Below are 7,049 nucleotides of genomic sequence, written 5' to 3'. Positions count from 1 at the left end.
AACGGGTTCCATATAAAAAGCGAATAAGTGAACAATATGTCGTTAACTTACTCGCTTTAAAATTCTTTTGAGGACTTTTTCAGTGCCATCTTCAAATTGGAGAGGGTGTTTACATGTCACTATAAAGTAATATCAGTGTTTAAACTTGGTTGTGTTGAAGGATTGATACCCGAGATTCGTGGTCGGGTGGCTTTAAACCATTGATAACAAAGGGTAATTATTAGCACAGCTTCAATGGCGTCTCCACCGTAATACATGAGCATTCCACCTGTTTCAGCCTGTGCAGTGGATACCCCGTTTGGCGGATGCGCATAAATGTACTTAGACAAGATTCCGTGTGTGGATAAAGCAACTAGTAGTATGATTGCACGGAAGTAAAAGCTCGTTCGATGTGGTATCGGATCAATATAGATGATGGACATAGTGAAAAGGTATCCTGCGATGAATACATGAGTGTGAATTAGTATATGTAGAAACATGTTTTGCTGCATCACCATGAATAAGTTTGTCGTATATAATATCCATAGTCCTCCAACATTAATGGTTAATGCGAAGATGGGGTGGCTAAGAATACGTACTGGCAAACTTCTTAGTAAACGATAAAGACGTCTTGCGTGAGTTACACGAAGCGTTCGTAGTATAAGCGTCATGGGTGCAGCAAAAACCATAAGAAGTGGAGCAAGCATCCCAAGGAGTAAATGACTGACCATATGCGCAGCGAAATTGTCGTGCGCACGTTCCGCTAAGGGTCCGATGACTGCAGCGGTAGCACAAAGTATGCCGAGAAACCAAAAAGCAATGCGATATTTTGGCCACTGTTTTATGTAGCGACGACCTGAAAGTATAACAGCAAATATATAAAAACCTAATGCCATTACAATAGGCATAGCAAAGACGAATTGGCTAATCACTTCAGTGTTGTTATGATTGTGATTATTCATTTGCATCGGAGCCTTTCATGCCTATTTGGTAGGATGAATTATTCACTAGAAGAATGTAGCCAATCACAATCATCGCAAAGGCTGATAGATTCCATATCACGTCATAGGGCATGATATTGACATTATATCGAATTTGATGCAACTCCATGAGCTTGTGCTGGACCGTTCCGTCATATAACTGGAATGCTCCTGCCCCTAGAAACACGCCCCCCACCCATCTTTTAAGCCAAAACGCATTCCTACGATGAAGGTCTGCTAACAAAAATGCAGATCCAATAGTGGCAAACCAACTGAACGCATGGAATAAACCATCAGAGACCAATCCTATATCAGTCGTGGACTTGTCGTAAAAATGATGCCAATGAAGCAGTTGGTGAAAAACTGTTTCATCTACAAAAGCAGCAAAACCAAGACCAAATAGTAAACCTCCTAAAAGATTCCGGCCTGAATATTCGGAGCGGTTAGCATATTCTGCATGGCTCTTTGATTTTTTAGTTTTGTTAGCCATAAAATTCTCCTTTGTGGCAAATATGCAGTACTCTACTTCCCGCTCCAGTTATCTAGAATTCAATCTAATAAACGGTTATTTTCGTCCACAGACATCACTTTAGTAGGTTTAGTGGCCCCAATATGAAATTCCCCTGTTCCACTGCACACGCTACATCGGTATTGCCATCCTTCATCATCAGCTAACATGCCAGTTCCTTCACAAGCTATACATGTGTTTTCTCTATCCATTAGTCACCCTCCTCTCTTATGTTTTTATAAATTTGTGACATTCTTTTGCTTGTCTCTTATCCAGTTAATTAATCCGCCTTTTAATACAATCTCTAAATGTCGTTCAGATAAAGCATGTTGCACACGAATTAAATGATTTTTTCCTTTAATCGTAATTGGAAACTCTCTTCCTTGATTTAGGTTATATCTTAAATTTGATATCTCAAGAACGTCTCCATTGCTGATTTTATCGTAATCATCTACATTAACAAATGTGACCGGCAATACGCCAAAGTTAATTAAGTTTTGCCAATGAATTCGGGCAAAGTCTTTTACTAGAGCCACACGTAATCCTAGATGTCTTGGTGCTAGAGCAGCATGTTCACGACTTGAGCCTTGTCCATAATTGAACCCGCCAACTATTGCATGACCTCCTTGACTCACACTTTCCATCCCGCGCTTATAGTAGGTTTTATCAATAATTTCGAAAGCGAATTTACTGATTTCAGGAATGTTACTTCTGAATGGTAGGACACGTGCACCACCTGCAAGGATTTCATCGGTGGAAATATTATCACCCATTTTCAGTAACACTGGAATGACTAAATGATCAGGCATTTCGTCCATTTGTGGGATTGATGAGATATTTGGCCCTTTGTGCAATTCGAATGTCCTAGCCTTTTCTAACGGCAATGGTTCTTCTAATAAATTGACGTCAATGGTTGGTTTCTTAGGATCTTTTACTTTTGGATATTTAAAATCCATTGTTCTAGGATCTGTTATTTTTCCTGTTAATGCTGAGACTGCTGCTGTTTCAGGACTGCATAAATAAACGCTGTCTTCTTTCGTTCCTGAACGCCCAGGAAAATTACGTGGAGTTGTCCGTAAACTGTTGCGACCTGTTGCTGGTGCTTGTCCCATTCCGATACATCCATTACAACCCGCTTGGTGCAAACGAGCTCCTGACTGAAGTAAACTAGCGATATGACCCTCTTGAACCAAATCGGTTAATAATTGTCTCGAGGTTGGATTAATATCGAAAGAAATATCATCTGCTATTTGTTTTCCATTCACAATTTGAGCAACAATCGCAAAATCACGATATCCTGGATTGGCTGATGACCCAATATACGATTGGTAAATTGGTGTACCCGCAATCGATGACACAGGTACTACATTTCCGGGACTAGATGGTTTTGCAATAAGTGGGACTACTTCAGATAAGTTAATTTCCTCATCTATATCATATGTTGCTCCTTTATCGGCAAGGATTTCCAACCAGTCATCTTCTCTTTCTTGTTCCTTTAAGAAGCGTCTAATTTCGCCGTCAGAAGGAAAAACAGATGTAGTAGCACCTAACTCGGCTCCCATGTTTGCAATCACATGGCGATCCATCGCACTTAAATTTTCAAGGCCTGGACCATAATACTCTATGATTTTACCTACGCCGCCTTTTACATCATGTCTACGTAATAACTCTAAAATGACGTCCTTGGCACTGACCCAATCAGCTAATTTCCCTGTTAACTTAATTCCCCAAATCTGAGGCATTTTTACGTAAAAAGGTTCACCTGCAATAGCCATGGCTACATCAATACCACCAGCCCCCATGGCAAGCATTCCCATACATCCATTAGCACATGTGTGACTATCTGATCCAAGTAATGTTTTACCCGGCTTAGCAAGTCTTTGCATATGAACAGGATGGCTCACACCATTCCCTGGACGACTATAGTATAATCCGAAACGTCGTGTTGCACTTTGCAAAAAAAGATGATCATCCGGGTTTTTATGGTCAACTTGAATTACATTATGGTCAACATATTGAGCTGATACTTCTGTTTTCGCACGTTCTAATCCCATTGCTTCGAGTTCTAGCATAACCATTGTTCCCGTAGCATCTTGAGTTAAAGTTTGGTCAATTTTCAAACCAATTTCATTGCCTTGATTCATTTCACCAGATACTAAATGGGCTTTAATTAATTTTTGGGCAACATTTAATGGCATTTAGTTTCCTCCTGATAACCACAAATAATTTTGTTCCTTTATATGGTAGCCTTAACAATGGAAAATATACGTTCTTACACTAATTTAGTGTTTATGTAGATAATAGGACAGGTTTAATCGAGGGATATATTCAAGTTTTCTTAAGAAAATCCATTCTCATTTACAAGTACAGAGTCTTTAATTCCTGACGCTGTTGTACTTTCCATAGTGGCAAAGTATGGTTGTACTTTTTGTACAGTATGACTCATTTATTAAAAATAAAACCTGTTTATGTATGCCCTACAGCCAATTATGAATATTCATACTGAAACCGGAGATCAAATCACGAAACCCCATTTGTCGAACGAGGATAATCAGACACCATCATGAAAGATATGACGGGAAAGGATATCCTTCAGGATTTAAAGGAGATGAAATTCCACTTGAAGCTAGAATCCTATCAATCGCAGATGCATTTGATGCTATCACTACTGATCGAATTATTGAAACCCTGATTGAATCCTAGAATGGAGATATACATGAAGAATAATAAAATGTTCAATACTGGAATTATTGGTACAGTTGTTTTGCTTTTATGCTGTGCTACCCCTATTTTGCTTATTTTTATCGGCTTAGACGTGTTATGCGAACTATCAACCGGGTGAAGTAAAAGAAGTCTAATCAAATACGGAGGTAACGTCGGGTGATGAAGAGGATTATGACCTACTCATTATTGGTTCTGGTGGCGCTGCTTTTCCAGCTGCTATAAAAGCTGTGGAATACTGTGCAAAAGTAGCCATGATTGAGCGCGGAACGGTGGGTGGAACATGTGTAAATATTGGATGTGTTCCATCTAAAACGCTTCCTCGAGCAGGAGAAGTCAATTATGTAGCAAGAAGGTTTTCAATTCTTGAATTGTAAAATCTTTTACAAATCCTTTACTGTTAGTAGTTCGATTAACGTCTGTATCGTGTATCACTACAATTTTTTTGTCTTTTGACATTTGAATATCCAGCTCAATATAATCCGCCTTTAATTGAACAGCCTTATCAAAGGCTGCAAATGTATTTTCAGGAGCAAAGGCAGATGCTCCCCTGTGTGCAATACAAAGAGGTTTTTTCTCTTGGTGAATGATACCTTCGTTTATACATACAAAAATTAAGAGGATATAAAAAAGTGAGACTAGGTACATAAATAACCACCTCAGCGATAATCATTCTAGTTCTTACATTCACTCATTGGATTTCAATGATAAATTTTTCATTGATTGATGACCATGTAAAGGCCGTAAAATTTATTAGTATCGCAAAAATATTAACTACAACATTCTATATGAAGTCTTCATCCAATTCTCAATTATTTGTGGCTATATAGATTACGAATAATTTGACCGAGTTTATGTCGGTGGTTAAAGAAATCAATTAGGAAACCATAGTGCGTGTGGAATAGAAGAGTAAACAAGACGTTGGTAAAAATTACCAAATTATTAGCTTTAACTTAAATAAACAGTTGAAATGTATATCTCTCCAATTTTAAAATATGTATGTAAAACAAATAGGCAAGGGCATTACCCCAGCTCTACAAAAATGTTAACTTCATTTTAAAAATCTGGATAACGAAAAGAAAACATTTTTCTTTTCTTTTACAGAAACCGTGGATTCCATATAAATGAGATGACCGCTCGGAGAGCAATAAACTGAATAGGCAATCCTCATAAAAGATGAGTTAATTAATCCTGAATAACTGAATTCAGGATTAAAAATCCACAACTTGGTAAAGATAGTATAGTACTATGAATTTTAAAAAAGGAGTGAGATTATGCTCGATAAAATGATGCTATGGATGATGGGTCCTTCTATGGATGCCGCGATGAAAAATATGCTGACAAGTAAATATTCGGAAAACCCCTTCCTCATGACAACTATTGCTGGGAAGCTGACTCCACGGGCTATTATGGAAGCTGGCATGCGAGCTCAATCCGGACAGGAACTTAAAAGACCGATTGGAAGTCCTGTAGTCTTATCTCCATGGGAAGAAATTTTGTTGAACCCTCGACAATTATTTCATCTTCCTACAGCTAGTAAGAGTGAGATTAGCACGAAAACGGTCATTGGTCCCAATGCAAAAAAACCCCTTAAATTGGATATGCCAATCATGTTGACAGGAATGTCTTATGGTGGCTCTTTAAGCCTCGAAATGAAAGTAGCCATCGCAAAAGGAACGACCATTGCAGGAACATCAACAAACACGGGAGAGACAGGACTAACAACCGAAGAAAGAGACAGCGCGAAACTTTTAATTGGTCAATACAATCGAGCTATGAGAATGAAGGAAGAGGACTTACATCACTTAGATGCAATTGAAATCCAACTCGGGCAAGGTGCCTGGGGAGGCGCTGCAGAGATTGAAACAAAGAGCGAAAAAATTGGAGACCATTTAAGAGAGACTTGGGATCTAAATGAAGATGAAGGATCTACCATTATGTCACGTTTTCCTAATGTTCAGTCGAGTGATGATATTGTCAAATTAATCAATCGAATAAAAAATAGCCATGATGTGCCCGTTGGTGTAAAAATAGCTGGATCTGATTTTATTGAATATGATTTGGAAGTTATTTCGAAAACAGATGTAGATTTTATTACGATAGACGGTTCAGAAGGTGGGACAGCTGGTTCACCACCAACTTTAGAGGATGACATAGGACTGCCGACACTGCACACTCTAGTAAGAACGTGCCATTGGTTAGAAGAAAAAGGCTTGAAAAATAAATATCAGATAATCGTCTCAGGCGGAATGACCACACCAGGTCATTTTCTAAAGGCTTTAGCAATTGGTGCAGATGCTGTCTATATCGGCTCCATTGCCTTAATGGCTACGCTACAAAGTCAAATGACCAAAGCTCTTCCAGAATATCCACCACCTCAATTGGCCCTTTATGACGGAAAACTTAAAGATGATTTTGACGTTGAGAAAGGTGCCACACATTTAGCTAATTTCTTGTTATCATGTTCAGAAGAAATGAAGTCGGCTGTCCAAGTAATTGGGAAAAAATCAACAAATGAGCTTAACCACGAAGACCTTGTAACGTTAAATAAAGAATTGGCAGAATTTATTGGAATACGGTATGGTGCAAGTCATAGAAAATGAAAAGATTGGAAGGTATTGTGACCATTCTACAATTTAATCTACATCACATCTTCTAAAGGACAAAAAAGGAAATAACTGCTCAACTTTCGCACCTTAAAAAAATTTGAATCATTCCAATAAGCTTTGTACCTTCTTCATTCTTGAGACAATGTATTAAAGAATTGAGAAAACACCTCATTCTTTAGAATAGTTGAACAGTGAATTTAATGAATACCATTACCATAATGAAGAGGTACTCCTCTAAGATAAAGTGAAATC

At 38.2% G+C, this 7,049-nt stretch carries 5 protein-coding genes and 3 pseudogenes; 3 read left to right on the top strand and 5 right to left on the bottom strand.

The annotated features are described in order from the left end of the window. Positions 1-119: 119 nt before the first annotated feature. From B371_RS0115840 to B371_RS0115825, 4 genes are read right to left on the bottom strand one after another with little or no spacing between them, the layout of a single operon-like run. Complete coding sequence (locus B371_RS0115840) at positions 120-947, bottom strand: cytochrome c oxidase assembly protein (protein WP_019415290.1); 828 nt, start codon at positions 945-947, stop codon at positions 120-122. After that, positions 934-1,449: a DUF2243 domain-containing protein gene (locus B371_RS0115835; RefSeq protein WP_019415289.1), complete on the bottom strand. Its 516-nt coding sequence runs from the start codon at positions 1,447-1,449 to the stop codon at positions 934-936. Before B371_RS0115835 ends, B371_RS0115840 begins: the two co-directional genes overlap by 14 nt. 59 nt (positions 1,450-1,508) lie before the next feature. After that, positions 1,509-1,679 carry a hypothetical protein gene (locus tag B371_RS23825; RefSeq protein WP_019415288.1) on the bottom strand — a complete coding sequence of 57 codons (171 nt, stop codon included), beginning with the start codon at positions 1,677-1,679 and terminating at the stop codon, positions 1,509-1,511. Between the two features lie 24 nt (positions 1,680-1,703). Continuing rightward, positions 1,704-3,665, bottom strand: coding sequence for an aconitate hydratase (locus B371_RS0115825; protein ID WP_019415287.1), 1,962 nt, complete (start codon positions 3,663-3,665; stop codon positions 1,704-1,706). 352 nt (positions 3,666-4,017) lie between these two features. Here B371_RS0115825 and B371_RS24305 point away from each other — a divergent pair. Continuing rightward, a pseudogene (locus B371_RS24305) lies at positions 4,018-4,143 on the top strand (HD-GYP domain-containing protein); the annotation flags it as partial. 146 nt (positions 4,144-4,289) lie between these two features. After that, positions 4,290-4,541 (top strand): annotated as a pseudogene (locus B371_RS23010) (FAD-dependent oxidoreductase); the annotation flags it as partial. 4 nt (positions 4,542-4,545) lie between these two features. Here B371_RS23010 and B371_RS0115820 read toward each other — a convergent pair. After that, positions 4,546-4,749 (bottom strand): annotated as a pseudogene (locus tag B371_RS0115820) (glycerophosphodiester phosphodiesterase); the annotation flags it as partial. A 713-nt stretch (positions 4,750-5,462) separates the two neighbouring features. On the opposite strand from B371_RS0115820, the gene B371_RS0115815 reads away from it, so the two are divergent. After that, complete coding sequence (locus B371_RS0115815; RefSeq protein ID WP_019415285.1) at positions 5,463-6,791, top strand: FMN-binding glutamate synthase family protein; 1,329 nt, start codon at positions 5,463-5,465, stop codon at positions 6,789-6,791. Positions 6,792-7,049: the final 258 nt, after the last annotated feature.

It is taken from the genome of Paenisporosarcina sp. TG20 (assembly GCF_000286315.1).
In the GTDB taxonomy this organism is placed as follows: Bacteria; Bacillota; Bacilli; order Bacillales_A; family Planococcaceae; genus Paenisporosarcina.
This window is presented reverse-complemented; position numbering and strand designations above follow the sequence as displayed.

Coding starts and splice junctions, on each gene's coding strand:
- B371_RS0115825 (WP_019415287.1), bottom strand. CDS start 3,665: ATGCCATTAAATGTTGCCCAAAAATTAATTAAAGCCCATTTAGTATCT.
- B371_RS0115815 (WP_019415285.1), top strand. CDS start 5,463: ATGCTCGATAAAATGATGCTATGGATGATGGGTCCTTCTATGGATGCC.
- B371_RS23825 (WP_019415288.1), bottom strand. CDS start 1,679: ATGGATAGAGAAAACACATGTATAGCTTGTGAAGGAACTGGCATGTTA.
- B371_RS0115840 (WP_019415290.1), bottom strand. CDS start 947: ATGCAAATGAATAATCACAATCATAACAACACTGAAGTGATTAGCCAA.
- B371_RS0115835 (WP_019415289.1), bottom strand. CDS start 1,449: ATGGCTAACAAAACTAAAAAATCAAAGAGCCATGCAGAATATGCTAAC.